18 protein-coding genes are annotated in these 24,449 nt (G+C 72.2%); 12 read left to right on the forward strand and 6 right to left on the reverse strand.

Annotated elements, in window-relative coordinates; genetic code table 11:
* Positions 1–84: 84 nt before the first annotated feature.
* Genes A6A08_RS20460 through A6A08_RS20470 form a run of 3 tightly spaced genes read right to left on the reverse strand, consistent with a single transcriptional unit; the run spans position 85 to position 3,308 of the window.
* Positions 85–1,683: an ABC transporter permease gene (locus tag A6A08_RS20460; protein WP_073704238.1), complete on the reverse strand. Its 1,599-nt coding sequence runs from the start codon at positions 1,681–1,683 to the stop codon at positions 85–87.
* Positions 1,680–2,603 carry an ABC transporter ATP-binding protein gene (locus tag A6A08_RS20465; protein ID WP_073704239.1) on the reverse strand — a complete coding sequence of 308 codons (924 nt, stop codon included), beginning with the start codon at positions 2,601–2,603 and terminating at the stop codon, positions 1,680–1,682. Before A6A08_RS20465 ends, A6A08_RS20460 begins: the two co-directional genes overlap by 4 nt.
* Positions 2,604–2,633: 30 nt before the next feature.
* Positions 2,634–3,308: a TetR/AcrR family transcriptional regulator gene (locus tag A6A08_RS20470; RefSeq protein WP_073704240.1), complete on the reverse strand. Its 675-nt coding sequence runs from the start codon at positions 3,306–3,308 to the stop codon at positions 2,634–2,636.
* A gap of 176 nt (positions 3,309–3,484) precedes the next feature.
* On the opposite strand from A6A08_RS20470, the gene A6A08_RS20475 reads away from it, so the two are divergent.
* A complete protein-coding gene (locus tag A6A08_RS20475) occupies positions 3,485–4,294 on the forward strand; it encodes a carbon-nitrogen hydrolase family protein (RefSeq protein ID WP_073704241.1) in 810 nt (269 codons plus the stop codon).
* Between the two features lie 238 nt (positions 4,295–4,532).
* Positions 4,533–4,775, forward strand: a complete 243-nt coding sequence (locus A6A08_RS20480; protein WP_378699274.1) for a hypothetical protein — start codon at positions 4,533–4,535, stop codon at positions 4,773–4,775.
* A 238-nt stretch (positions 4,776–5,013) separates the two neighbouring features.
* Here A6A08_RS20480 and A6A08_RS20485 read toward each other — a convergent pair whose 3' ends face one another.
* Together A6A08_RS20485 and A6A08_RS20490 are read right to left on the reverse strand one after the other, a co-directional pair.
* Positions 5,014–6,522 carry a CoA-acylating methylmalonate-semialdehyde dehydrogenase gene (locus tag A6A08_RS20485; RefSeq protein WP_073704242.1) on the reverse strand — a complete coding sequence of 503 codons (1,509 nt, stop codon included), beginning with the start codon at positions 6,520–6,522 and terminating at the stop codon, positions 5,014–5,016.
* A gap of 229 nt (positions 6,523–6,751) precedes the next feature.
* Positions 6,752–8,038: an aspartate aminotransferase family protein gene (locus tag A6A08_RS20490; protein WP_073704243.1), complete on the reverse strand. Its 1,287-nt coding sequence runs from the start codon at positions 8,036–8,038 to the stop codon at positions 6,752–6,754.
* A gap of 196 nt (positions 8,039–8,234) precedes the next feature.
* On the opposite strand from A6A08_RS20490, the gene A6A08_RS20495 reads away from it, so the two are divergent.
* Positions 8,235–9,839, forward strand: coding sequence for a PucR family transcriptional regulator (locus tag A6A08_RS20495; RefSeq protein WP_073704244.1), 1,605 nt, complete (start codon positions 8,235–8,237; stop codon positions 9,837–9,839).
* A gap of 196 nt (positions 9,840–10,035) precedes the next feature.
* Positions 10,036–10,524, forward strand: coding sequence for an Lrp/AsnC family transcriptional regulator (locus A6A08_RS20500; RefSeq protein WP_073704245.1), 489 nt, complete (start codon positions 10,036–10,038; stop codon positions 10,522–10,524).
* 55 nt (positions 10,525–10,579) lie between these two features.
* On the opposite strand, the gene gabT is transcribed toward A6A08_RS20500, so the two are convergent.
* Positions 10,580–11,917 carry a 4-aminobutyrate--2-oxoglutarate transaminase gene (gabT, locus tag A6A08_RS20505; RefSeq protein WP_073704246.1) on the reverse strand — a complete coding sequence of 446 codons (1,338 nt, stop codon included), beginning with the start codon at positions 11,915–11,917 and terminating at the stop codon, positions 10,580–10,582.
* Positions 11,918–12,168: 251 nt separating this feature from the next.
* Between gabT and A6A08_RS20510 the strand changes: the two genes are divergently transcribed.
* The 8 genes from A6A08_RS20510 to A6A08_RS20545 all read left to right on the forward strand — a co-directional run bounded on the left by A6A08_RS20510 (position 12,169) and on the right by A6A08_RS20545 (position 24,441).
* Positions 12,169–13,629: a PucR family transcriptional regulator gene (locus A6A08_RS20510; protein ID WP_073704247.1), complete on the forward strand. Its 1,461-nt coding sequence runs from the start codon at positions 12,169–12,171 to the stop codon at positions 13,627–13,629.
* Between the two features lie 475 nt (positions 13,630–14,104).
* A complete protein-coding gene (locus A6A08_RS20515; RefSeq protein WP_073704248.1) occupies positions 14,105–17,224 on the forward strand; it encodes a DNA2/NAM7 family helicase in 3,120 nt (1,039 codons plus the stop codon).
* 123 nt (positions 17,225–17,347) lie between these two features.
* Positions 17,348–18,238, forward strand: coding sequence for an Fpg/Nei family DNA glycosylase (locus A6A08_RS20520; RefSeq protein ID WP_073704249.1), 891 nt, complete (start codon positions 17,348–17,350; stop codon positions 18,236–18,238).
* A 106-nt stretch (positions 18,239–18,344) separates the two neighbouring features.
* Positions 18,345–19,364: a LacI family DNA-binding transcriptional regulator gene (locus A6A08_RS20525; RefSeq protein WP_073704250.1), complete on the forward strand. Its 1,020-nt coding sequence runs from the start codon at positions 18,345–18,347 to the stop codon at positions 19,362–19,364.
* Between the two features lie 327 nt (positions 19,365–19,691).
* Positions 19,692–21,401, forward strand: coding sequence for an ABC transporter substrate-binding protein (locus A6A08_RS20530; protein WP_083609202.1), 1,710 nt, complete (start codon positions 19,692–19,694; stop codon positions 21,399–21,401).
* 186 nt (positions 21,402–21,587) lie between these two features.
* Complete coding sequence (locus A6A08_RS20535) at positions 21,588–22,583, forward strand: ABC transporter permease (protein ID WP_073704252.1); 996 nt, start codon at positions 21,588–21,590, stop codon at positions 22,581–22,583.
* Positions 22,580–23,491: an ABC transporter permease gene (locus tag A6A08_RS20540; RefSeq protein ID WP_073704253.1), complete on the forward strand. Its 912-nt coding sequence runs from the start codon at positions 22,580–22,582 to the stop codon at positions 23,489–23,491. The genes A6A08_RS20535 and A6A08_RS20540 overlap by 4 nt, the downstream gene beginning before the upstream one ends.
* Positions 23,491–24,441, forward strand: coding sequence for an ABC transporter ATP-binding protein (locus A6A08_RS20545; RefSeq protein ID WP_073704254.1), 951 nt, complete (start codon positions 23,491–23,493; stop codon positions 24,439–24,441). Before A6A08_RS20540 ends, A6A08_RS20545 begins: the two co-directional genes overlap by 1 nt.
* Positions 24,442–24,449: the final 8 nt, after the last annotated feature.

Genomic DNA, 24,449 nt, shown 5'->3' on the forward strand with positions numbered 1-24,449 from the left:
GACCGGAGGGATCCGTCACACACGAACGGACGCGCCGCCGGTCCCGGAGGGGCCGACGGCGCGCCCGTACGGGGCCGTGCCCGGTCAGACGGTGGCCAGGTCCCGGCGGCGGAAGCCCGCCAGGGCGACCGCGCCGACCACGAGCACGGCCCCCAGCGCGACGGTCACCGAAGCGGCGTCGAACTCCTCGTTCGGCAGCTTGGGCAGCAGTTCGAACGCGCTCATGTTCAGCAGCCACTCGTCCAGGCCGAGCAGGGCGCCGAACATGGAGACCAGGAGGCTGTAGCCCAGCCACGCCCACACGAGCGGGACCAGGCGCGGCGCCGCTCCCACCAGCAGTGCGGTCAGCGCCGCGAACAGCAGGGCCACCGGCAGCTGGGCCAGCGCGGCCCCGAGCATCGTCCAGGTCCAGGAGGAGTCCTCCAGGGCCGCGGCCGCGCTCAGTCCCATGCCGAGGCCGCCCATCGCCACGATCAGGGCCGAGGAGAGCGCGCTGACCAGCAGGGCGCTGCCGAACCAGCGGACCCTGCCGACGGCCGTGGACAGGGTGAGCTCGGCGCGTCCGGAGGTCTCCTCGGTCCGCGTCCGCAGCACCGAGATGGCGGCGTAGGCCGACGCGGCCATCAGTACGTAGCCGCCCATGACCCCCAGGAAGCCCTTCGTGGCGTCCTCGGCGGAGCCGCCCACGATGGCCACCAGGTCGGGGTTCTGCTCCAGCATCGCCTCCACCTCGGTGGCCAGCGAGCCGAACGAGAGGGCGAAGAGGAAGGTGGCGGCCGTCCAGGCCAGGACGGCCCCGCGCTGCTGGTGCAGGTGCAGGGCGAACGCGCTGTTGAGCAGCCCGCCCGCGCCGGCCGGGCCGGGCCGGGAGGCGACCAGGCCCGCGCCGAGGTCGCGCCGCCTCGCCAGGGCGTAGGTCAGCGCGAAGAGCACCGCGATGAAGGCCGCGTACAGCGCCAGCGGCCACCAGCGCAGGTCGTCGAACACGCGGGTCTGCTGGGCCCAGGCGAACGGCGACAGCCAGGACAGGGCGTTGCCGCCGTCCTCGGCCATGTCGCCCACGACCCGGGACATGAACAGCACGCCGATGACCAGGAAGGCCAGTCCCGCGGCGCTGCGACCGTGCTCCACGATCTGGGCGCACACGGCGGCGATGGCGCCGAAGGAGATGCCCGCCAGGGCCAGGCCCAGGCCGTAGGCGACCGAGTCGGCGGTCTCCAGGCCGTTGCCGACCAGGGTCAGGGTGGTCAGGCCGCCGATGAGCAGGTTGACGAGCGAGACGGTGACCAGGGCGGCCGTCATCTGGGCGCTCGCCCCGAGCACGTTGGCGCGCAGCAGTTCGGCGCGGACGCTCTCCTCCTCGGCGCGGGTGTGCCGGACCACGTGCAGGATGCTCATGACCGCCAGGGCGATGAGCATGCTCATGGTCAGCTCGTTGACGACCATCGGACCGAGCTGGTAGTCGTCCAGCCCGTATCCGGGGCCGCCGAAGACGACTCCGGTCGGGGTGTCCATGATCGCGGCCCGGGCCTGGCGCTGGGCGTCGGTGGAGAACATGTCGTTGAGCGCCGGGATGGTCCCGACGACGGTGCCGACCAGGGCGAGGGTCCAGACCGTCAGCCGGACGCGGTCGCGGCGCAGGACGAACCGGACGAGGGTGCCGGTGCCGGTGAGCGCGCTCATGCCGCCGCGCTCCCGTCGCCGCCCCGAGCGGCCGGCTCGTCGCCGTAGTGGCGCATGAACAGCTCCTCCAGGGAGGGCGGGTTGCTCACCAGGGAGCGGATCCCGAGGCCGGTGAGCGCGCGCATGACGGTGTCCATGCGGGTGTTGTCGACGTCGAGGGTGACGGTCTCACCGTCGATCCGCAGGTTGTGCACCCCGTCAGCGCCCTCCAGGGCCCGTGCGTCCCCGGCGACCGTGGCGCGCACGGAGGAGCGGGTCAGGTGGCGCAGGTCGTCCAGGGTCCCGGACTCGACCGACCGCCCCTTGCGGATGATGGTGACGGTGTCGCACAGCTTCTCGACCTCGGACAGGATGTGGCTGGAGAGCAGCACGGTGCGGCCCTGGGCCTTGGCCTCCAGGACGCACTCGGTGAAGACGGCCTCCATGAGCGGGTCCAGGCCGGAGGTGGGCTCGTCCAGGATGAGCAGCTCGGCGTCGGAGGCCAGGGCGGCCACCAGGGCGACCTTTTGCCGGTTGCCCTTGGAGTAGGTGCGTGCCTTCTTGGTCGGGTCCAGCTCGAAGCGGGAGAGCAGCTCCCTCCTGCGCCCGGAGTCGAGCCCGCCGCGCAGCCGGCCGAGCAGGTCGATCGCCTGCCCCCCGGTCAGGCCCGGCCACAGGGTGACGTCGCCGGGCACGTAGGCCAGGCGGCGGTGCAGGGTGACGGCGTCCCTCCAGGGGTCGCCGCCGAGCAGGCCGACCGATCCGGCGTCGGCCCTGAGCAGGCCGAGCAGGACGCGGATGGTGGTGGACTTCCCGGAGCCGTTGGGCCCGAGGAAGCCCGCGACCTGGCCCGTGCGGACGGTCAGGTCCAGCTTGTCCAGGGCCTGGAAACGGCCGAAGTACTTGTCGACGCCGCGGACTTCGATGGCGGTGGATGGCATGGTCGGGGTTCCTCTGTACGTGGTCGGGGGTCAGGTCCGGTCAGCGGGGTCCTCCGGCGGATCGCTGACGTACAGGAGATAGGCGTCGAGCATGGTGCGCTCGGTGAGCAGGCCCTCGGTGTACACCTCCAGGGCCGGGAGCATGTACTCCTCCGCCCACTCGCGGATGACGCGGGCGAAGTCGACCTGCCGGCCGGGCTGCTGGAGGGTGACGAGCACGAGCATCGCCCCGAAGGAGTTGGCGGCCATCCAGCGGGCCCGCTTGGCCGGATCCCGGCTGGGACAGATCGTGCCCTCGGCCTCGCCCGCGGCGAGGTAGCGCTCGACGTCGGCGACCATGCGCTCGTAGAGCGCGGCCGCGAACGGCCCCCCGGCCTGGACCGCCCGGAAGAGGTAGGCGATGTAGGGGGTGTACTCCTCCATCGTCGCGAACTGGTGGAGGAAGGTCTGGCTGTCGTGGCTGGTGACCGACTCCGTCTTGATCTCGTTGACGAGGTTGACGATGTAGTCGTCGCAGGCCCGCCTGAGCTTGTCCTTGGACCCGAAGTGGTGGATCACCAGACCGGGGGAGACCCCGGCCTGCTCGGCGATCGCCCGCACGGTCACGTCGAACCCGCGCTGCCCGAAGCACTCGATGGCCGCGTCGCGGATACGGGCGCGCGCCGTCAGGTCCGGCTCCCGGTCCGGAGGCGTGGCTGAACTCATGTTCAATAGATTAAACGCTTGTTCAGTCCCCTGGCAAGGGGTGGGGCGCCGGGAGGCGGACACCGGGGAGGCCGTTGCGCGCCCTGCTCCTCGGGTGCGGACGCGGCTCCGGGAGCCGGCCGTACACTCGGGACACGGCGCACGCCGGAACGCCCACACCGACGAGGAGAGGTCTGATGGTGCAGGTCGCGGTCGCCCAGTTCGCCCCCGGGCAGGACAAGGCGGAGAACCAGCGCTCGGTGGCGGAACTGACCGCCCGCGCGGCGGCCGGGGGTGCCGACGTGGTCCTGCTGCCCGAGTACACGATGTTCACCGCCTCGCGCGTGGACCGCCGCTACGTGGCGGCGGCCGAGCCGCTGGACGGGCCCTTCGTCGCCGCGGCGGCCGACACCGCCCGCCGGGAGGGCGTGCACCTGGTGCTGGGGGTCGGCGAGGCCCAGGGCGAGGACACCCACTTCACGAACACGCTCGTGGCGCTGTCGCCGGAGGGCGAGCGGGTCGCGCACTACCGCAAGATCCACCTGTACGACGCGTTCGGGGCCAGGGAGTCGGACGTGCTGCGGCCCGGTCCGATCGCCGAGCCGGAGACCTTCACCGTGGACGGCGTGGTGTTCGGCCTGCAGACCTGCTACGACCTGCGCTTCCCGGAGGTGACGCGGCGCATCGCCGAAGCCGGCGCGCACGCGGTGCTGCTGGCCGCGCAGTGGGTCCCGGGGCCGCTGAAGGAGGAGCACTGGCGGACGCTGCTGCGGGCGCGCGCCATCGAGAACACCGTGTACGTGGCGGCCTCCGGGCAGGCCGCGCCCACGGGCGCGGGCAACAGCATGGTGGTCGACCCCATGGGGACGCCGCTCGCGGCGCTGGGGGAGCAGGCCTTCGCCGTCACCTCGGCCGGGGTTTCGGCCGCTCGGGTGGACGAGGTGCGCAACATTAATCCGGCGCTGGCGCTGCGCCGTTTTTCGGTCTCTGAGCGGGCGGAGAGCTAAGGACCGACGCGCTTCTGCTTGGTAGATACTCGGGCAAAACGGATGAAAATCTTCCTAGTGGGCAGGGCCTTCCCAGGCTTCGTCACATACGGTTATGATTCACCTGCATGATGTGATGTAAATCGGTCCGGAACCTTCCAGGCGCTCAAAGCTTCTGATTCAATAAAGAGCCGGTAACTATCGGCCCGCCAGACTGTCCTAAACCACGGGGGGAGCAAGGACATTGCGCGGAACGAGCATGATGTGCGAACCAGACACGCGGCCCGCAATCGACGCCTACGTCTACGACCCGAGCCTGCTCAGCTGGGCGCAGTGCATGGGGGATGCCTGCGTCGTCTGCCACGCCAAGTGGCCCAGGCCCCGCCGGCTCCTCGGTGAGCTGCCGGACGGGAGCCACGTGTTCGGTTGTGAGGAGTGCGCGGGCATCATCGGCGCGGAGCCGCGGCTCTCCGCCGGTGAGCGGCTGTTCGCGGCCCGCTAGGAGGAGTACGGTCGCGCTCCGGGTCCAGGGGGAGAGGCGGACCCGGAGCGCTTCCGTTGACGCGCCCGCTTCCATCGGGGAGGAGGGGAAATGAGCGCGTCCTTCCCAGGATGGTTCGTGTGTCGTCGGCAGCGCCGACCACGCCCCGTGAGGGGCGCCTGACGACAACGATACTCCCTGTCGTCCGTGGCCGACCGACAGTGAGGCAGATCCATCCGCTATTTCCGTGAAATCCCGTTCACCCGTTGGTGGGGAAGCCCAGGTCGACACCTCCCTCGGGCCGTCGGCCCGGGTCCGTCCAGCGCGCGGTGACCGCCTTCGTACGGGTGTAGAAGTGGACACCCTCCGTGCCGTGCGCGTGCGAGTCGCCGAACAGCGACTGCTTCCATCCGCCGAAGGAGTAGTAGGCCATCGGCACCGGGATGGGGACGTTGATCCCCACCATGCCGACCTCGATCTCGTTCTGGAAGCGCCGTGCGGCGCCGCCGTCGTTGGTGAAGATCGCCGTCCCGTTGCCGTAGGGGTTGCCGTTGACGAGCTTCACGGCCTCGTCGTAGTCGCCCACGCGCACCATGCTCAGCACCGGACCGAAGATCTCGTCCCTGTAGCAGGACATCTCGGGGCCGACGTGGTCCAGCAGCGAGGGGCCCAGCCAGAAACCGTCCGGGTCCCCGCCCAGCACCGGGTGCACCCGTCCGTCGATCGCCAGGGTCGCGCCCTCGCGCACCCCCGACTCCAGGTAGGAGGCGACCTTGTCGCGGTGCTCGCGGGTGACCAGCGGGCCCATCTCGCTGCGGTCGTCGTCGCCGGGGCCCACGCGCAGGCGCGCGACCCGCTCGCGGATGCGCTCCAGCAGCTCGTCGGCGACCGAGTCCACCACGGCCACCGCCGAGATGGCCATGCACCGCTCGCCCGCCGAGCCGAACCCGGCCGAGACCGCCGAGTCCGCGGCCAGGTCCAGGTCGGCGTCGGGCAGCACCACCATGTGGTTCTTCGCCCCGCCCAGGGCCTGTACGCGCTTGCCGTGCTCGGCGGCGGTCCGGTAGATGTACCGGGCGATCGGGGTCGAGCCCACGAAGCTGACCGCCGCCACGTCCGGGTGCTCCAGGAGGGCGTCGACCGCGGCCTTGTCACCGTGCACGACGTTGAACACCCCGTCGGGCAGCCCCGCCTCGGCCCACAGCTCGGCCAGCACGACGGCCGCGGACGGGTCCTTCTCGCTGGGCTTGAGCACGAACGTGTTGCCGCAGGCGATGGCCACCGGGAACATCCACATCGGCACCATCGCGGGGAAGTTGAACGGCGTGATGCCGGTGACCACGCCGAGCGGCTGCAGGATCGAGTAGGAGTCCACGCCCGTGGACACGTTCTCGGAGTAGCCGCCCTTGAGCAGGTGCGGGACGCCGCAGGCGAAGTCGACGACCTCCAGGCCGCGGGACACCTCGCCCAGGGCGTCGGAGAAGACCTTGCCGTGCTCGGCGCTGATCAGCTCCGCCAGCCGCTCCTTGTTGCCGTTGAGCAGCTCGCGGAAGCGGAACAGGACCTGGACCCGCTTGGAGAGCGAGGTGTCGCGCCACCCCGGGAAGGCCTCCCGTGCCGCGGTCACCGCCGCGTCGACCTCCTGAGGTCCCGCGAGGTCGACCGTGCCGGTGACCCGGCCGGACGCGGGATTGTGGATGTCCCCCCGGCGCTGGGCGGGCCCCTCGTGGGCGGCCCCGCCGATCCAGTGGGTGACGTGCTTGCTCATATCTGTCCTCTTCCTTGTCCACAGGCGGGGGCGCCCGCTTGTACGGGCGGGGGTCGGGGAATCCCCTGTGATGGGGGACTCCGGTTCACATCGGCCCCAGGAGCCCAGGGGGCCGAGAAGGCCCGGACCGGGGGGCCGGGGCCCGGCAGTTCCAGGGCCCCACAAGCCCCAGGAGTTCCAGGTGCCTTGGGCACGCCAGGGGCCCTGGGGCCGGGCCGCAAAGGCCCGGTCAGGCCTCGGCGTCCACCGAGCGCACCGCGTCCAGCAGTGCGTCGCGGCCCTCCGCGGCCTCCTCCTGGGACAGCGTCAGCGGCGGTGCCATCCGCAGCACGTTGCCGTGCACGCCGCCCTTGCCCACCAGCAGCCCGCGCTCGCGCGCGGCCTCCAGCACCTTCCCCGCGAGCGGCGACGAGGGCGCGCCCGTGGCGGGGTCGGCCATCTCCACGGCGAACATCAAGCCCTTGCCGCGCACGTCCCGCACGCTCGGCAGTGCGGTCAGCGCCTTGAGGCCCTCCAGGATCAGGGACCCCTGCCGCCGCGCGTTGCCCTGGAGGTCGTGCTCCAGGACGTAGTCCAGGGTCGCCCCGGCCGCCGCCATCGACACCGGGTTGCCGCCGAAGGTGGCCACGCCCAGCGCGCCCAGCCGGTCCATCAGGTCGCCGCGCGCCACGACGCCGCCCACGGCGAAGCCGTTGCCCAGCCCCTTGGCGAAGGTCATGGCGTCCGGGGTCACGCCGTGGTTGCCGATGCCGAAGAAGCTCGTGCCGGTGCGGCCCCACCCGGTCTGCACCTCGTCGGACACGAACAGGATGCCGTGCTCGTCCAGCACCTCCTTGTAGGCGGCGTACAGCCCGTCCGGCGGCATCGCGAACCCGCCCACGCCCTGGACCGGCTCGGCGATCAGGCACGCCACGTTCGGCGCGGTGGTGTCCAGCACGTCGCGCAGGTCGGCGACGCACGCCTCGATGTACTCCTGGTCGGTCATCCCGCGAAAGGCCGGGGACGCGTGGTCGGTGCCGTGCAGGTAGTGCACGTTCAGCGGCGACAGCGAGGAGTTCTTCCACGCCCGGTTGCCGGTCACCGCCACGGTGCCGAACGAGCGCCCGTGGTAGCTGCCGCGCATCGCGAGCACCTCGTCGCTGCCGCGCGCGTACGTGGCCAGCAGCAGGGCGGTCTCGTTGGCCTCGGTGCCGGAGTTGGTGAAGAAGACCTTGGCGTCCGGGATCCCCGACAGGCGGGCGATCTTCTCCGCCAGCTCGACCTGGTTGCGGATGAGGTACAGGGTGGAGGTGTGCACGACCCCCTTGGCGATCTGGCGCTCCACGGCCTCACGCACCTCGGCCACGTCGTAGCCGAGCATGTTGGTCACGATGCCGGTGAAGAAGTCCAGGTAGGTGTTGCCGTCGGCGTCCGTGACACGGGCGCCCTTGCCGCTGGTGATCTCCAGCGGGGACTCGTAGTACAGGGGCAGCCAGGAGGGCATGACCGCGCGGTGGCGCGAGAGAAGTTCCGACATGCCCCCAGTCTCGCCCCGCCCTCCGCGCTTGGCCAGGATCAGCATGTTGACAACATGGCGGCCGGGATTACGACATGTAAGGATCCCCGGGTGGCTCCGCGACCTGGGGTCGGGGCGCGTGCCGACGTACACACTGTAAGTGGAGAAGTCCGGTACCTGACACTACGTTCGGTGCGGCCTCCCTAGAATGGAAGCCGTGCTTCCCACCCTTGCCGAGGTCCTCCAGCTGCCCGCCCTCCAACGCGCCCGCCCCCGGGTCGTGGTGGGCTCCGAACACCTGGACGTGGCCGTGCGCTGGGTCCACATCGCCGAGGTCACCGACCTCGCCCACCTGCTGCGGGGCGGTGAGCTGGTGCTCAGCACCGGTATCGCCATGCCCGACGACCCCGACGCGCTGCGCCGCTACATCGACGACCTCGCCGCGGCCGGGGTCAGCGGTATCGCGGTCGAGCTCGGCCGCAAGTACCACGCCGAGCTCCCGCACGCCTTCCTCGCCGCCGCCCGCGACGCGGGCGTGCCGGTCGTCCTGCTCGACCGCGAGGCCCGCTTCGTGGAGATCACCGAGGCCGTGCACATCCGGGTGGTCAACGAGCAGCTGGAGGAGCTGCGCGAGTCCGAGAAGCTGCACTCGGTCTTCACCCAGCTGTCGGTGGAGGGCGCCGACGCCGGGCGCATCCTGCACGAGGTCGCCCAGCTCTCGGGCTGCCCCGTGGTCCTGGAGAACCTCACCCACCAGGTGCTGGCCTGCGACCTCAACGGTGAGGACCCCGGCACCCTGCTCACCTCGTGGGAGAGCCGCTCGCGCGCGGCCCGCTCGGGTTCCCGCACCGTCCACACGCCCGCCACCGGATGGCTGGTCACCACGGTCGGCGCGCGCGGCCAGGACTGGGGGCGGCTGATCCTCATCGTCGGGGCCAACCCCACCCCCCGCCAGAGCATGCTCATCGAGCGAGCCGCCACCACCCTGGCCCTGGGCAGGCTGCTGGAGCGCCACCAGGAGAGCCTGGAGCGGCAGACCCACCGCACGATCATCGCGGGCATCATCGACCGCGCCTACTCCGACCCGGAGGAGGCCCTGGTCCGGGCCCGGGCGGTGGGCGTGCCGCTCAAGGGCCGCGAACTGGTGGGGCTGGTGCTGCGCCTGCGCGAGAGCGGCACCGGCCTGGCCGCCCAGGCGCGCCTGTCCGACACGGCCGAGGGCGCCGCGCGCGCCTGCCGAGAGCTGCGCCTGCCCGCCCTGGTGGGCTCGCTCGACGACCTCCGTGTGGGCATCCTGCTGGCCCTGCCCGGGCGCCAGAGCCTGGACACGACCCTGCACATGCTCGCCGACCGCATCCGGGCGGCCGTGGGCGACGCCGCGGTCCTGGCCGTGGGCTCCTCCGCGGACGGCGTCCGCGAGGTACGGCGCTCCTTCCTGGAGGCCCGCCAGGTCGGCGACGTGGCCATCCGGCAGAGCGACCGGCGCCCCTTCTACAGGCTGCCCGACCTGCACCTGCGCGGCCTGCTGCACCTGTTCCGCGACGACGAGCGGCTGCAGACCTACGTCGAGCGCGAGCTGGGGCCGCTGCTGGACCACGACGCACGGCACGGCGGCGACCTGACCGACATGCTCCGCCACTACCTGGGCGCGGGACGCAACAAGGCGCTGGCGGCCGGACGCGCCCACCTCTCCCGGCCCGCGTTCTACGACCGGCTGCGGCGGATCTCCCACGTGCTGGACGCGGACCTGGAGTCGGTGGAGACCTGCCTGTCCCTGCACGTGGCGCTGCTGTCGCTGGACTCGGTCCGCGACGAGCGGTGAACCGGCGGCTCCCGGGGCGGCGCCCGGGCGAAACGCCCCCGAACAGGGCAAACCCCGGTTTCACGCACGCGCCCCGACCCCGTTACACGCGTGCAGTACCTTGGAATCCGTTGCCCGGTGCGCAGGCAACAATGAAATCCGCTGGTCAGCGCACTGGCAGAAACTGGATTCCATGTACCGAAAGCCGAGGGACCCCGTGACCGAGCAGCCGGACCCCAGCCCCACGCGCAGAGCCAACGGCGTTGTCCTCGACGACACCGCCAAGCGCATCATCGAGGTGCTGCAGGAGGACGGGCGACGGTCCTACGCGGCCATCGGCAAGGCCGTCGGCCTGTCGGAGGCGGCGGTGCGCCAGCGTGTGCAGCGCCTGCTGGAGGCCGGGGTGGTCCAGGTGGTGGGCGTCACCGACCCCATGATGCTGGGCTTCAGCCGCCAGGCCATGATCGGGGTGCGCACCACCGGCGACCTCAACGCCGCCGCCGACGCCGTCTCGGAGGTCGAGGGCGTGGAGTACGTGGTGATCACGGCGGGCTCCTTCGACCTCCTGGTCGAGGTGGTCGCCGAGGACGATCCCAAACTGCTGGACATCCTGGCGAACATCCGCGCCATCGACACCGTGGCCGCCACGGAGACGTTCCTCTACCTCAAGCTGCGCAAGCAGACCTACGCCTGGGGCACCCGGTAGGCCGGTCCGGCGGGGGCCGGGGCCGGGGAGGACCCGCCGGCCCCGGCCCCGGACCTCACAGCCGGGCGAAGGCCTCCTCCAGGATGTCCAGGCCCTCGTGCAGCAGCTCGTCGCCGATCACCAGCGGCGGCAGCATGCGGATCACGTTGCCGTAGGTACCCGCGCTCAGCAGCACCAGGCCACGGGAGTGGCAGTAGGACAGCACCTTGGCCAGCGCCTCGGGGGCGGGCGTCCTGTCCTCGTCCCCGACCAGCTCGATCGCGATCATCGCGCCGCGTCCGCGCACGTCGCCGACGACCTCGTACCTGGCGGCCAGCTCGCGCAGGCGTCCCAGCATCAGGTCGCCGATCTCGCGGGCCCGCTCCACCAGGCCGTCGGACTCGATGGCCTCCAGCGCGGCCAGCGCGGCGGCGCACGCCGCCGGGTTGCCGCCGTAGGTGCCGCCCAGGCCGCCGCCGTGCACGGCGTCCATCAGCTCGGCGCGGCCGGTCACGGCGGCCAGCGGCAGGCCGCCCGCGATGCCCTTGGCGGTCGTGATCAGGTCCGGGACCACGCCCTCGTGCTCGGAGGCGAACATGTGGCCGGTGCGCGCGAAGCCGGTCTGCACCTCGTCGGCGACGAACACGACGCCGTTGGCGCGGCAGAACTCCGCCACGGCGGGCAGGAAGCCCGGCGCGGGCTCGATGAAGCCGCCCTCGCCCTGGATCGGCTCGACCACCACGGCCGCGACGTTCGAGGCGCCGATCTGCTTGGTGATCTGGTCGACCACCATGGCCGCGGCCTCGGGCCCGCAGTTCTCCGGGCCGGTCGGCCAGCGGTACGGGTAGGCCATCGGCATCCGGTGGATCTCGCCGGCGAACGGGCCGAAGCCCTGCTTGTAGGGCATGTTCTTCGCGGTCAGCCCCATGGTGAGGTTGGTGCGGCCGTGGTAGGCGTGGTCGAACACCACCACCGCCTGGCGGCCGGTCGCGCTGCGGGCGATCTTCACCGCGTTCTCGACCGCCTCGGCGCCCGAGTTGAGCAGGATCGACCGCTTCTCGTGGTCGCCGGGCGTGATCCGGTTCAGTGCCTCGCACACGTCCACGTACGCCTCGTACGGGTTGACCATGAAGCAGGTGTGCGTGAACCGGCCGAGCTGCTCGGCCGCGCGCTCCACCACGCGTGGGTCGGCGTTGCCGACGTTGGTCACGGCGATGCCGGAGCCGAAGTCGATCAGGGCGTTGCCGTCGACGTCCTCGACGATGCCGCCGCCCGCGCGCTCGACGTAGACGGGCAGGACGCTGCCGACGCCCTGGGCGACGGCCGAACGGCGGCGCTCCTGGATCGCGCGGGACTTGGGGCCGGGGATCTCGGTGACGACCCGGCGGGACTGGGCGACCTCGGTCGCTGCCATGCGGCTGCCTCCTTCTGCGGTGGACGGGGAGCGGGAGAGTCGGGGGTGGGCTCCCCGACCCGCATGACACTAGGGCGCTCCGCGTTCCCCACACATGGACACAGTGGATAATCGATACAGGGCCTTGCGCCAACGCGTCAGGGTCCGTAAGGGCGCACGTCCCAGAACGGAGGCGGGCGGCCCGCCCGCGTCCGGCCCCGCCCGCCGGACGGGAGACGTCCCGACCGCCGGGCGGAGTAGGGGGGAGAGCGATGCCACCGACCCTGGGCGCCCTGGTGCGGGCGCCGCGCCTGCGGCTCAACCCGCTCACCGGACAGGAGGGCCTGGACCGGCAGGTGGAGTGGGTCGCCGTCAGCGAACTGGAGGACCCCACCCCCTACCTGGCGGGCGGCGAACTCCTCCTCACCACCGGTGTGCGCTGGGCGACCGGTGTCCCCGACCTGCGCGACTACACCCGCCGCCTGGCCGAGCGCCGGATCGCCGGACTGGGCTTCGCCGTCGGCGTGGTCCTGGACGAGACCCCCGCCGAGCTCCGCGAGGCCGCCGCCGAGTTCGGCCTCGCCCTGCTGGAGGTCCCCCGGGACACCCCCTTCATCGCGATCGGCAAGGAGGTGTCCCGCCTCCTGGCCAAGGAGGAGTACGAGGGCCTGAGCCGGGCCTTCGCCGCGCAGCGCGACCTCACCCGCGCCGCGCTCACCGGGGCCCCGGCGGTCGTGGACCGGCTCGCCCGCGAACTCGGCGCCTGGGTGCTGCTGCTCTCCGCCGACGGCACGGTCCAGCACGCCGCTCCCGCCGGGGCCGCCGCGCGCGCCGCGGGACTGGTCGACGAGCTCGACCGGCTGCGCGGGGCGGGCGTGCGCTCCAGCGCCTCCCTGACCTCCGGGGACGAGAACGTCTCCGTGCAGCCCCTCGCCGTCGGCCGACGTGCCCGCGGGTTCCTCGCCGTGGGCACCGGCGGCCGGCTCGGCTCGGACGAGCGCACCCTGGTCAACGCCGCGGTCTCCCTGCTCTCCCTCGAACTGGAGCGCACCGTCCACAACGTCACGGCCCGGGTACGGGAGGGGGTGCTCGCGGCGCTGCTCACCGGGGCCCTGGACCCCCTCCACCCGGGGGCGGAGCGGCTGCGGGAGATCCTGCCCGCCGAACCCGTCGTGGTGGCGGCGGCCGACGGGACCGGGGCCGCACCGCCGCCCGAGGGCGTCCTGGTCACCGAGCACGGCGGGCGCGCGCTGCTGCTGGCTCCCGCGGGCACGGCCACGGGAGTGCTCGGCGAGGTGTTGGAGGGGCCGGTCGGCGTGAGCGATCCCTGCCCCTACGCGGAGCTGTCCGCGGCGCTGTCCCAGGCCGAGCGCGCGCTGGAGGCCGCGCGCGGCGCGGGGGAGGACCTGCTCCGGGTCGGCGACCTGCCGGGAGGCCTGCTCGGCCTGGCGGACACCCCCGCCGGGGCCCGTATGGCCGGGGACCTGCTCGCTCCGCTCATGCGGCAGCGGACCTCGGCCGAACTGCTCGCCTCGCTGCGCGCCTACCTCGCGGCCTCGGGGCGGTGGGACGCGGCCGCGGAGGCCCTGGGCGTCCACCGGCACACGCTCCGCTACCGCATGCGGCGCATCCGCGACCTCCTCCCCGGGGACCTCGACGACCCCGACTACCGGGCCGAGCTCTGGATCGCCCTGCGCGTCCACGGCGCCGGGGGAGCCTCCGCGAACCGCTAGCGGGCCGGCCGTAAGCGTCGCGGGCGTGGAGCAGGAGGTTCCACGCTCGTCGGTCTTGCACCTGGAGCGAGGTCGGGCGCCCGACCTCGCTCCAGGTACAAGACCACGCCGGACAGGACCGGCCCGGCGAATCCTCGCGGTCATCGCACCAGAGACCGTTCTCTGAACCGGGTCCTGTGCCCATGGAGGTTGCCGGGGCGTCCGCGGGGCTTCGGAGGCGGCGCGTGCGGGTGCGCGAGGAACGGGCGGGCCCGCCGTGGGCGCCGGGGTTCCCGCTCCTCGGGCGCCCGGACACGGGCCGAGGCGAAGCGGAAGGCCCTGAGGAGCGCCGCCTGGCCGCACCTGGCCGTCACGCAGGGTGAAAGTGGGGGCGGTTTCCGGTATTCCGCGGGTCCGGTGCGGGCCCATCCACCACAATGGGCGTTGCTAGCGGAGGGTAGCCGCCCGGTCACGAGACCGGGGTCCGGGGGGATACGTGAGGTCACTACGCGACGACGGGCACGCGGTCGGACACGGGTACGTGCCGGGAGCGGAACAGGGGGTCCTCGGGGGCCCGCCCGCCGCCGGCCAGGTCAGCCGGTCGGGGGTCGGTAGCGCCTCCCTGCGCTGGAAGCCGCCGATCGACCGCGACGAGGTCCGGTCCCTCCTGGCCTACCTGCGCGCCTGCCTGCGCCGCGAGGCCGTGCACACCCACCCCGTCCGCGCCGACGAGCTCGGCTCCGACAGCTGCGCCTGCCTGCCCGCGGGGCCCGAGGCCCTGTTCAGCGGAGCCCGGGAGACCCTCATGCTCTCCCCCGAGGCCGCGCGGGTCCTGCGCCTGGCGCGGAGCCGGGGCCAGGCGCCGCGCTACGGCTACCCGCTGGTGCTGCTGGGAGAGGGCGAGGACCGCCTCGCCCTGCCCCTGCTCGTCGTCGACGTGCTGGCCGTGGAGGACGGCGGCGACCCCCGCGCCGAACCCGGGGGCACACTGGTCCGCGCGGTCGGCCCGCCCGACGTCAACCCCGCCCTGCTGGAGCGGCTCGGCGTCACCGACCCCGAGGACCTGTTCGAGCTGCGCACCCGGCTGCGCTCGGGGGCGCCCGACCCCCTGCGCCGCCCCGCCGCCGTCGCCGACCTCGCGGCCAAGGTCCGCGCCCTGCTCGCCCGGCTGGAGGTCGAGAGGGTGGACGACATCGCCCCCCTGGGCACCCGGAGCACCCCGCGCACCGACACCGACGGCGCCCACAACGTCGCCGTGTTCCTCCGCGCCGGTCCCGGAGGCCGGCACGGGGCCGACGGGTACGGCCCCGGCGGCGTCGAGGGCGTCCTCGCGGATCTGGACCCCTCCGAACGGGACGGCCTCGATCCCGAGGCCATCGGCGGGACGGCGCTGGAGCCCCTTCTCGGGCGGACCACGACGGCCCGACGGGCCGACACCACCGCACCGGCTCCCCCCGGACGGCTCTTCGGCGGCCGGGGGAGCCCCCGGCGCACCGCCCGGGCCGTCCCCCCGTCCGCCGACACCGACGGCTCCACCGTCCCGGTCTGCGCGCTCCCCCTCCGCCAGTCCCAGTACGCCGTGCTGGACTCCGCCATGCGCGAGCGGCTCACCGTGGCCGCGGCTCCCCCCGGAAGCGGTGTGCACGACCTGGTGGACACCCTCGTCCGCACCGCCGTCAGCAACGGCCGGCGCGTCCTGGTCTGCGGGCGCACCGAGACCGACATCGCCGAGATCGGCGCCCGCGCGGACATCCCGCCCGCGCACTCCCTCGTCCGTGCGGGCGGAAGCGAGCACCGCGCCGCCGAGGTGCTGCTGCTCACCCGGCTCCTCACCGAGCACGCCCGGAGCATGTCCGCGGCCCGGGCCGACTCCGGCGGGGAGGACCTTCCCGCCCACCGGGCCGACCCGGCCGAGGACTGGGCGCGGGTCCGCGAGGCCTGGCGGACGATGGACACCATGGCCTCCGGCGGGCACGCGCTCGCCTACCTGGCGGAGGAACGCGGCCGCGCCATCGCCCGGGGGTGGGACCCCGACTCCCTCTTCACCCCGGAGCGCGGCGGTCCCGAGTACTGGCTGCGGCGGGCCGAACGCGCCCGGGCGGGCGTCCTCTCGGGGCTGCGCCACCGTGGCGCCGTCCGCCGTGAGCTGGGGGTGGACACCGACCCCGACAGCCTCGACCGACTGTGCGCGGTCGCCCGTCTGGAGAGCGAGTGGCGGTCGGCGGTGGACCGGCGCACCCGCTGTGCGCCGCTGGGCGAGCTGACCGCCGAGCTGGCCGACGCCCTGGACCGGCACCGCGGCTCCAGCGCCGCCCGCCTGCGCTCGGTCGCCGAGCCCCGGCTGTGGCGGGGCCGCGCCGCCATCGAGAACCGGCTGGAGACCCTCAACTGGTACCACGGCAACGGCTGGCCCGGACTGGACAGCCTGCTCGACACCCTGCCCGCGTGGATGTGCCGCACCGACCAGGTCAGGGCGCTGCCGCCGCAGGCGGGCCTGTTCGACCTGGTCGTCGTGGTCGGTGCGGAGCGCACCCGGGTGGCCGAGCTGCTGCCCGCGCTCTATCGCGCCCACCGCGCCGTGGTCCTCGGCGACCCGGCGCACCCGGGGCCGGCGAGTTCGCTGGAACCGGAGGAGGAACGCCGTGCGCTGGCCACCGCGGGGCTGGCCGTGGACCAGTTGGACGACCGGGGACTGCGCCACGGCATGGGTTCGGCGATACGGGCCCTGTACCGGGCGGCGCCGCCCCTGATGTGGCTGGACGAGCACGACGGGGCACCGCCCCGGCTCGCCGAGGCCGCCTCACGGCACTGCTACGGGGGCAGGGTCACGGTGCGCACCACCCCCGACCCCGCCGGGGGCCCGGCGTTCGAGTGGCGCGACGTCGCCGGTGTCTGCGAGACGGCCCCCGGCGCGTCCTACGTCAACCGGGACGAGGCCTACCGGGTGGCGGTGGTGGTGGACGAGATCGACGAGCACCTGCCGCGCGGACGGGTGGTGGCGGTCGTCGCGCCGGCCCAGCCCCAGGTCGCCCTGATCCGCCGCCTGCTGCGCACGCGCGTCCTGCGGCATGAGGTGCGGGTCGGCGGCCCCGACCTCCTGGCGTGCGACCGCGACGCGGTGGACGTCACCGTGCTCTCGCCGATGCTCACCTTCGGCGCGCCCACCATCGCCGAGCGCCGGATCCGCCGGATGGGCCACCTGTGGTCGTCGGTGCTGACCCGTACCCGCCAGCGGCTGGTGGTGGTGGGCGACCGCGGGTACTGGTCGGGTGACGGAGGGCCGCTGGGCGACCTGGACGCGGTGGCCTCGGGCGCCTGCGCGGTGCGGGCCGACCCGGCCGCCTCCGCTCTGGTGGCGGAGCTGCGCCGGGTGGGTACGGAGGTGACCCTCCAGCAGACGGCCGAGGGCTGGACCGCCGACATGGTGGTCCGGTTCGGGTCCCGCCGCCTGCTGCTCCTGCTCGACCGCGAACCCGACGGCCGGTCCCTGCGCCACCTGCTCGCCCGGGGGGAGTCGCTCAACCGCGTCACCGGGGATCCCGTGGTGCTGGTGCCCGCATGGCGCTGCCTGGCCGACCCGCGCACCCTCGTGGAGGAGATCCTCACCGCCCGCTGACGCACCGTCCGGGCGGCCCGCGGACCGGCCGGACGGGCCGCGCGGGAGCACTACCCTGGGGCCGAACGCCCGGAACGCGGTGGTTCGTCCACTGCTTCGGGCTGAGGGGAGAGGGGAACACGGGTGCCTGAGGGCCACACGCTGCACCGGCTGGCGGCGCACTTCGACAAGACCTTCGGCGGCGGCACGGTGCGTGCGAGCAGCCCGCAGGGCCGTTTCGCCGACGGCGCCGCCCGCGTGGACGGCCGGGTCCTCACCGAGAGCGAGGCGCACGGCAAGCACCTCTTCCTCGGGTTCGACTCGGGGGAGTGGCTGCGGGTCCACCTGGGCCTGTACGGCGCCTGGTCCTTCGGCGACGCCGACGGCGAACGCCATCTGGGCGCGCCGCGGGCCGGGGGCGGCGCCCGACGGGAACTGGCCCGCGACGACGAGGGCTTCGTCCTGCCGCCCGCACCGGTCGGCGCGGTACGCGCCCGGCTGGTCAACTCCTCCGGCTGGGCCGACCTGCGCGGCCCCTCGGCCTGCGAGGTCCTCACCGAGGAGGAGAAGCGGGCCGTCCAGGACCGGCTGGGCCCCGATCCCCTGCGTGCCGACGCCGATCCCGAGCGGGCCTGGCGCGTGGTCGGCCGCTCCCGGACCAGCATCGCCGCGCTGCTCATGCGCCAGGACGTCGTGGCGGGGATCGGCAACATCTACCGGGCCGAGTCGCTGTTCCGGGCGGGCCTGGACCCCACGACCCCGGGCCGCGACCTCACGTTCGACCAGTGGACACGGCTGTGGGACGACCTCGCCGGGCTGCTCCGCGACGGCGTGCGCGACGGCTACATCATCACCACCCTGCCCGAGCACCGCCCCGACCCCGAAGCCCGTCCCGTGCCCCGACCGGACACCCTCTACGTCTGCTACCGCACGGGCGACCCCTGCCGCGTGTGCTCCTCGCCGATCGCCTCCTCCGCACTGGCCGGGCGCACCCTCTACTGGTGCCCCGGGTGCCAGGGAGGCTCACGGGATTGACGGGAGGCTTTGTTCGGAGAGCTCCCCGAGCCCATGCAGTACAATCCCTAGCCGTCTGCTTAACCGGTTCAGTTTTCTGTGATCAGGGGGACGAATGGGGGGACTGATGCGGCGTCCGACCATCATGGACATCGCCAAGGCCGCCGGGGTGTCCAAGGGTGCCGTGTCGTACGCCCTCAACGGGCGCCCGGGGGTCTCGGAGGAGACCCGCGGGCGCATCCTGGCGATCGCGCGCGACCTGGGATGGGCGCCCAGCAGCCCGGCGCGGGCGCTCTCGCCCGGCGGCCGGGTCGGGGCGATCGGCCTGGTGGTCGACCGCCCCGCCCACTCGCTCGGCCTGGAACCCTTCTTCATGCAGTTGGTCTCGGGTATCGAGACGGAACTGGCCTCCTCGGGGGTGGACCTCCTGCTGCAGGTCACTGAGGACATGGGCGCCGAGATCGCGGCCTACCGGCGCTGGTCGGCCGAGCGCCGCGTCGACGGCGTGATCATGGTGGACCTGCGCGTGGACGACCCCCGCGTCCGGGTGGTGGAGGAGCTCTCCCTGCCCGCCGTGCTCCTGGGCGGCCCCGAGGGCACGGGCTCCCTGCCCTGCCTGTACACCGACGACGCCGGAGCCATGCGCGAGGTCGTCCACTACCTGGCCGCGCTCGGCCACCGTCGCATCGTCCAGGTGGCGGGCCCCGAGGAGTTCATGCACACCCGGGCGCGGGTGAGGGCCTTCCTGGACGCGGCGGAGCAGGCCGGGCTGGGCGAGGCCCGCTCGGTGTACGCCGACTACACGGGCGAGGCGGGCACGAGGACCACGCGCAGGCTGCTGGCCGCCACGGACCGGCCGACCGCCCTGGTCTACGACAACGACCTGATGGCCGTGGCCGGACTGGGCGTGGCCCACGAGATGGGCGTCGACGTGCCCTCCCAGCTGTCCATCGTGGCCTGGGACGACTCCGTGCTGTGCCGATTGGTCCGCCCGTCGCTGACCGCGATCGTCCGCGACGTGGTCTCCTACGGCCGCCAGGCCGCCCTGATGCTGGGCGCGGCGATCGGTGGCGGGGCGGTGGAGACCCGGGAGGCCCCCCGGGGCGAGCTGTACCCGCGGGCGAGCACGGGCCCCCTGGGGGCGTGACACGGCGGGCTCCGGTCCCGCTCCGCCCTCCCCGTCGGAGGAGCCGGGAGCGCGGGCTCCCGTCCGCCCTGCCCGGAGGGGGCACGGGAAGGTGTCCGGAACCGGTTCAGTAGGGGCGAACTTACTGACATACCCGCATCTGTGCTGTTACAAGCGAATAACAGCGAAGTGTCGGGCATTGACGGGCTTCCGGCGGACGTGTTGTTGTTAACGTCACTTACCCGGTTCAGCAACGACCCTGCGCGCTCACTACTGGGAGCGCTCCCACCCCTCCGGGTCATGGAGGGGGTCCCCCCACGGGTCGGCCGGGTGGAAGGAGGAGTCGAGATGAAATCTCTGCGGCTTCCGGCGGCACTCGCGGCACTGGCCATCACGGCCACTGCGTGCTCGGGTGGCGGCGGGGACGACGGCGGCACTTCGGGGCAGTACCCCCGGAGCGAGACCCTGTACACCACGGGTACCGCATGGGGTCCGCCCACCAGCTGGAACCCCATGATGAGGGGTCAGTACGCGGTCGGCACCATCGGCCTGGTCTACGAACCGCTCTTCCTCTTCGACACGGAGGCGGGCGAGTACATCCACTGGCTCGCCGAGAGCGACGAGTGGACCTCGGAGGACGTCCACGAGATCACCCTGCGCGAGGGCGTGACGTGGACCGACGGCGAGCCCCTGGTCGCCGAGGACGTGGTCACCACACTGGAGCTCGGCCAGCTCGACGGGGTCCCCTACGGCAACGTCTGGGACTACGTCGAGAGCGTCGAGGCCACCGACGAACGCACGGTCACCGTCACCTTCTCGGAGAGCCGTCCGCAGGAGTGGATGAACTGGGCCTACTCCAACCCCATCGTCCCCGCGCACATCTGGGGCGACATGGCCGAGACCGACATCACGGACAGCGCCAACGAGAACCCGGTCGGCACCGGCTCCTACGTCTACGAGTCGCACACCGACGACCGCATGGTCTGGGAGCGCAACGACGACTGGTGGGCCGTCGACGCCCTCGACATGGACATGGACGCCCGGTACATCATCGACATCGTCAACGCCTCCAACGAGGTGACGATGGGCATGCTGAACCAGGACGAGGTCGACCTCTCGAACAACTTCCTTCCGGGGATCGACCAGGTCCTCAACAGCAACGAGAACGTCACCAGCTTCTACGACGGTCCTCCGTACATGAAGAGCGCCAACACGGCGTGGCTGATCCCCAACCTCACCCGCGCGCCGCTCGACGACACGGCCTTCCGCCAGGCCCTGGCCCACGCCATCAACATCACCGAGATCGTCGAGGGCCCCTACGCCAACCTCGTCCAGCCGGCCAGCCCCACCGGCCTGCTGCCCGAGTGGGACGCCTACATCGACCAGGAGCTGGTCGCCGAGGAGGGCTTCAGGTACGACGCGGACCACGCGGTGGGCCTCCTGGAGGAGGCCGGCTACCTCGACGAGGACGGCGACGGCTTCGTCGAGACGCCCGACGGCGAGCCCATCGAGCTGACCCTGGAGGTCCCCTCCGGATGGACCGACTGGATGGAGGCGGCCCGCCTGATCGAGTCGCACGCCCAGGCCGTCGGTATCAACGTCACGGCCGAGTTCCCCGAGTTCGACCTGCTGGTGGACAACCGCAACGCCGGTGAGTTCGACCTGCTCATCAACAACGAGCGGCAGCTGAGCAACACGCCGTGGACCTACTACGACTACCTCTTCCAGCTGCCCGTCCAGGACCAGCAGAGCACGGTGAACTTCCACCGCTACGAGAACGAGGAGGCGTGGGACCTCACCGAGCAGCTCGCGGCGGTTCCCGTGGGCGACACCGAGGCCGCGGCCGCGATCACCTCGCAGCTGCAGGAGATCCAGCTGCAGGAACTCCCGGCCATCCCGCTTTGGTACAACGGCCTCTGGGCTCAGTCCACCAACTCGAGCTGGACCAACTGGCCCAGTGAGCACGAGGACACGCCCAACACTCCGGCCACGCTCTGGAACGGCTGGTTCGAGCTGGGCGCCATCACCACCCTCGCGGAGATCGAACCGGTCGAGTAGGGGGCGGGGAGGAGAGCCTCCCCTTCCCACCGCTTGCCACTCCCCATTCCCGGCCGGGCCACGGCGCGAGAAACGCCCGGCCGGGGAAGCCCCGGGCGAGCGGGCACGGTGCGGCCCCCCACGGGATCCGCACCGTGCCCCCGCCGGGGCCACTCGACTGTCCGCCGCCATCACCTGGAGGAACGTGTGTGGCGCTACATCGGTCGTAAGCTCTTCGTCTACCTGCTTACGTTCATCGTCGCGGTCACCATCAACTGGATGATCCCGCGCTTCATGCCGGGCGACCCCGTCCGGAGCATGCTCTCCCGTGCCCAGGTCAGCGACCCCGAGGCCCTGGAGCGCATGACCAACTACTACAACGACGTCTTCGGACTCGACACCCCGCTGCACCAGCAGTACCTGAGCTTCTGGTCGGGACTGTTCCGCGGCGACCTCGGCATCAGCACGATGCTCTACCCCGAACCGGTCCTCGACATCATCCTGCGGTCGGTTCCCTACACCCTGGGGCTGCTGCTCCCCGCGATCATCCTCAGCTGGATCGTCGGCAACCGCTTCGGCGCCTTCGCCGCGCGGAGCAAGGTCCTGGACAACACGGTCCTGCCGGTCGGGTACGTCCTCACCGCCACCCCGTACATGTGGCTGGCCCTGCTGCTGGCCTGGAGCCTGGGCATCATCGCCGGGATCTTCCCCGTCGCGGGCGGTTACAGCTTCTCCCTGCGCCCCGAGTTCAGCTGGCTGTTCATCTCCGACCTGCTCGCCCACTGGTTCCTGCCATTCCTGTCCCTGTTCATCGTGGCGCTCGGCGGCTGGGCGATCGGTATGCGCAACATGATCATCTACGAGCTGGAGGCGGACTACGCCAACTACCTCCAGGCCCTCGGCGCCCCGCGCAAGCTGATCCGCCGCTACGCGTTCCGCAACGCGATGCTGCCGCAGATCACCGGTCTGGCGGTGCAGCTGGGCACGCTCATCGCGGGTGCCCTGCTCACCGAGATCGTGTTCAACTACCCCGGCCTCGGCACCCTCATCCTCAGCTCCCTGAACAGCCGCGACTTCTTCCTCCTCCAGGGGATCTTCCTGTTCGTGGTCGTCGGGGTGCTGGTCGCCAACTTCATCATCGACATCGTCTACGTGCTGATCGACCCGCGCACCCGGGTCCAGATGACGGGAGGCTCCTCATGACGAACGTCGCTGGAGCACCGGGAGCCGCGGACAAGGCCGGCTCCGCGGAGCCGGCCGGCGAGCGCAAGGTCTCCGAGACCCTGCACTTCGCCCGGCGCAACCCCAAGCTGCTCATCGGCCTGGGCATCGTCCTGGTCTTCCTGCTGATCGGGATCATCGGCCCGTTCTTCGTCGACCACGACCCCAACGAGTACGTCGGCCCCAAGAGCCAGCCGCCCAACGGCGAGTACTGGTTCGGCACCACCACGTTCGGCCAGGACATCTGGGCCCAGTTCGTGATCGGTGTGCGCTCCACGTTCCTCATCGGCGTGTTCGGCGGCGGCGTCGCCTTCCTCATCGGCACGGCGGTCGGCTTCGTCGCCGGATACAAGGGCGGGATCGTCGACGAGATCCTCAACATGATCACGAACGTGGTCCTGGTCCTGCCCGCCCTGGTCGTCCTCATCGTCGCGATCGCCTACCTGGACGTGCGCGGCCTCTTCGTGCAGGGCGTGTTCATCGGCCTGACCACGTGGCCGTGGGCGGCGCGCGCGGTCCGCTCGCAGGCGCTGTCGCTGGCCACCCGCGACTACGTGGACCTGGCCCGGCTCAGCGGGCGGCGCACGTGGAGGATCATCACCGCCGAGATCGCGCCCAACATGAGCTCCTACCTGGTGATGTCCTTCATCCTGCTCTTCGGCGGGGCCGTTCTCACCGCGGCGGGCCTGGACTTCATCGGCCTCGGTCCCTCGAACGGCGTGTCCCTCGGACTGATGCTGGAGAGCGCCGTCGCCTGGAGCGCCCTGCAGCTCGGCATGTGGTGGTGGTTCATCCCGCCGGGGCTCGGCATCACGGTGATCGTGGGCTCGCTGTACATCCTCAACGTCGGGTTGGACGAAGTGTTCAACCCCAAGCTGCGGGAGCTGTAATGACCCTGCGCGTCAACGACCTGAAGGTCTACTACCAGACCCTGCGCGGGGACGTCCACGCCCTCGACGGCGTCACGTTCGACCTCGCGGACGGGGAGATCATGGGCCTGGCCGGCGAGTCCGGCTGCGGCAAGACCACCCTGGGCAAGAGCCTGATCCGCCTGGACTCGCGGATGCGCCACGTCGGCGGCACCATCGAGCTGGACGGCAAGGACGTGCCCATCGCGGACGACAACGCGATGGTTCCCCTCCGGTACCACGAGATCTCGCTCATCCCGCAGTACGCGATGAGCGCCCTCAACCCCACCCGCAAGATCGGGCGGATGGTCGACGAGCTGCTGCGCGCACGCGGTGTGCGGCCCGCCGACGTCGCCGACGAGCTCCGGCGCCGCCTGGAGCTGGTCGGCCTGGACCCGGACGTGCTCAACCGGTTCCCGATCGAGCTGTCCGGCGGCATGAAGCAGCGCGTGGTCATGGTGATCTCGACCCTGCTCGACCCGTCGCTGCTGATCGCGGACGAGGTCACCTCGGCCCTGGACGTGTCCACGCAGCGGGCCGTCGCCGAGTCGATGGTGGAGTTCCGCGACCGCGGATACGTCAAGAGCATGATCTTCGTGACCCACGACATCTCGCTCGTGTACCAGATGGCGGACACGATCATGGTGATGTACGCGGGCCACGTCGTGGAGAAGGCGCCGGCCGGGACCGTCATCAACGAGCCCAGGCATCCCTACACCCAGATGCTCATCGGCGCCCTGCCCGAGGTCGGCACCACCACGGTGCAGGGCCGCCTGGAGGGCATCCCCGGTACCCCGCCGGGCCTGCTCGACCCGCCCACCGGCTGCCGGTTCAAGGACCGCTGCCCGATGGCGTTCTCCAAGTGCTCCGAACAGCCGCCGCTGGTGGAGATCGAACCCGGCCACTGGGCCGCATGCTGGAAGACGGGGTGAGGTAGACC

Origin of the sequence: Nocardiopsis sp. TSRI0078, from assembly GCF_001905145.1 — a bacterium.
In the GTDB taxonomy this organism is placed as follows: Bacteria; Actinomycetota; Actinomycetes; order Streptosporangiales; family Streptosporangiaceae; genus Nocardiopsis.